Annotated in this window: 2 protein-coding genes; one reads left to right on the top strand and one right to left on the bottom strand. The window is 74.9% G+C overall.

All coding sequences use genetic code 11. From position 1 onward, the window contains the following. The coding region (locus tag AC0CYZ_RS15130) for an aminotransferase class V-fold PLP-dependent enzyme (RefSeq protein ID WP_472216717.1) at positions 1–1,142 on the bottom strand (1,142 nt) is incomplete at its 3' end. Positions 1,143–1,242: 100 nt separating this feature from the next. Between AC0CYZ_RS15130 and AC0CYZ_RS15125 the strand changes: the two genes are divergently transcribed. Further along, positions 1,243–1,701 (top strand): Lrp/AsnC family transcriptional regulator, encoded by a 459-nt coding sequence (locus AC0CYZ_RS15125; protein WP_472216715.1) that lies wholly within the window; start codon positions 1,243–1,245, stop codon positions 1,699–1,701. Positions 1,702–1,789: the final 88 nt, after the last annotated feature.

The following is a 1,789-nucleotide window of genomic DNA, read 5'->3' as shown; positions in this document are numbered from 1 at the left end:
CCCGCGGCCGCCGCGAGGGTCTCGCCGAGACGATCGAGGTCGATGGCGTTCACGTGCAGGTGCGGGGCGAGACGCAGCGACTCCCCGCGCACGGACGCATGGCAGCCGCTGGCGGCGAGCGCCTCGAGGACGTGACCCCGGACACCGGGCGGCAGCCGCAGCCCCAGCATGTGCGGCCCCCGCCCGGCGCGCGGCACCGGGTCGAACCCGAGGGCGCGCCCGTCCCGCTCGAGGCGCGCCGTGACCGCCTCCAGCTCCGCAGCGATCCGGTCGACCCCCCAGCGCGTGATCTGCTCCAGCGCCGCGACCGCCATCGGGACGAGCTCGAACTTCGTCCGCTCCCCCACGTCGAAGCGGCGGGCGCCCGGCTGGTACTCGTCGCGGTAGTCGACCAGGCGGGCGAAGTCCTCGGAGCCCTCGCGGAGGATCCAGTTGTGCTCGATCGGCGCGCCGCCGCGGTGCTCCTCGTCGACGTAGAGGTAGCCGACGCCGAACGGACCCAGGAGCCACTTGTAGCCGACGGTGACCAGGAAGTCCGGCCGGACGACCGCCCGGTCGAACGGCATCGCGCCGAGGGACTGGCTGGCGTCCACCACCAGGCGGGCACCCACCGCGCGGGCGCGGGCGGCGACGGCGGGGAGGTCGACGACGGCGCCGTCGGTCCAGTGGACCTGCGGCACCGAGACCACGCCCACCCGCTCGTCGAGGACCTCGAGGATCGCCTCGGTCCATCCCTGCCCCGCCTCGCGGTGCACGGTCAGCATCTCCGCGCCGGCCGCCCGGGTCGCCGCACGCCACGTGTAGATCCCCGAGGGGTACTCCTCGGCGAGCACCAGCACCCGTCGCCCGGGCGTCAACGGCAGGTTCCGGGCGGCGAGGGCGAAGCCGTAGCTGGTCGCGGGCACCAGCGCGACGCCGTCCGCGTCGCCACCGAGCACGCCCGCGACGAGCCCGCGCAGCCGCTCGACGTCGGTGAACCAGTCCTCGGCGCCGATCGTCCACGGCCGGGACCGACGCTGCAGAGCCGCCTCCCCGGCGGCACGGACCGCGTGCAGCATCGGCGAGAGGTTCGCGGTGTTGAAGTAGGCGACGTCCGGCGGCACGTCGAACGCCTCGCGACCGGACTCCGGGACATCGGGCATGGGCCTAGCCTTCTCGGTCACCGCGCCCAGCGGGTTCACGAACCGGAGGCGAGGCCGCCCGATGTCATCGGATCGACAAGCAGAACGGGTTCCGTCCGCCGTGTCGGCAGGCGAGCCGCTGGACGACGTCGACCGCCGGCTCCTCGCCGCGCTGGTCGAGGACCCGCGCCGCTCCCGGTCCGCGCTGGCCCGGCAGGTCGGCCTGTCGACCCCGACCGTGTCCAGCCGCCTCGCCCGCCTCGAGCGGCGTGGGGTGATCCGCGGCTACCGGGTGGACCTCGACCCGGCCGCGATCGGGTGGGCGGTCAGCGCCTGGGTGCGCGTCCGCCCCGGTCCGGGTCAGCTCCCCAAGGTTGTCGAGCTCGCCGGCCGCACCCCGCAGGTGACGGAGTGCCATCGCGTGACCGGTGAGGACTGCTTCGTCATGCGCGTGCACGCGGCGTCGCTCGCGGACCTCGAGCTGCTCCTCGACCGCTTCCTGCTGCACGGTCAGACCACCAGCTCCGTGGTGGTCTCGAGCCCGGTGCCCCCGCGGCCGCTGCCGCTCGGGAACCCCTGAGCCCCTACCGGCGCCGCGTGCTCCAGAGGAGCCCGAGCGCGACGAGCACGAGCGCGACCGAGAGCAGGTCGGCCGTGGTGATCGCGTG

The sequence above is a fragment of the Actinomycetospora sp. genome, assembly GCF_055612215.1.
This window is presented reverse-complemented; position numbering and strand designations above follow the sequence as displayed.